This is a genomic window from Alcanivorax sp. HI0083, assembly GCF_001635175.1.
The window spans coordinates 1-921 of the sequence record NZ_LWFX01000119.1 but is presented as its reverse complement, the minus strand read 5'-3'; the positions used below and the strand labels follow the sequence as shown (position 1 = coordinate 921).

At 60.3% G+C, this 921-nt stretch carries 1 protein-coding gene; it reads right to left on the bottom strand.

From position 1 onward, the window contains the following. The coding region (gene apbC / locus A3754_RS01365) for an iron-sulfur cluster carrier protein ApbC (protein WP_063518658.1) at positions 1-921 on the bottom strand (921 nt) is incomplete at both ends.

The window sequence follows — 921 nt, the reverse complement described above, 5'->3', positions numbered from 1 at the left end:
TCGCGGATACGCAGGGACAATGGCAGCGCAGCCAACACCTCAGTGCCATAATCTGCTGCCATTTTGTCGCCACCACCCTGACCGAAAATAGCCTCCTGATGCCCGCACTGGTTACAGACATGCATGGCCATGTTTTCCAGGATTCCCAGCACCCGGATATCCACCTTGCGGAACATTTCCACGCCCTTGATGGCATCCAGCAACGCAATATCCTGCGGCGTGGTAATCACCACGGCACCCGCCACCGGAATTTTCTGGGCCAGCGTCAGCTGGATGTCCCCGGTTCCGGGGGGCAAATCCACCAACAGATAGTCCAGATCATGCCAGCGGGTCTGTTCCATCATCTGCACCAGCGCGCCGCTGGCCTTAGGCCCACGCCACACCACCGGTGTCTGCTTTGTGGTCAGGTACCCCATGGACATGGTCTGCAAACCGTAGGCGTCCACCGGCACAAAAAATTTGCCGTCCAGCAATTGGGGGCGTGTACCGTCGGGCAACCCCAGCATCAACGGCTGGCTGGGCCCGAACACGTCCGCGTCCAGCAACCCAACACGGGCGCCCTCCGCCTGCAGCGCCAGCGCCAGATTCACTGCCGAGGTGGATTTGCCCACCCCGCCCTTGCCGGACGCAACGGCAATGATATTGGCGACCTGGTCCCGCGCCGGCAGGCTGCTTTGCGCCCGGTGCGGCACAATGCGACTTTCCACCGTCACTGACAGGGAACGCTGCTCCAGTACCGGAGCCATGTGTGCGTGGATGGCATCAATCAGCGCGTCACGAATACTGTCGCAGGGATACCCCAGAGTTACCGTGGCCGTCACGGCTGAATCACTCAACTGAAACGCACTGATGCCATTGACCTGATTCAGGCTAATCCCCAGATCCTCGGGAATAAAATCGCCCAGGTGCTGTCGAATCTGC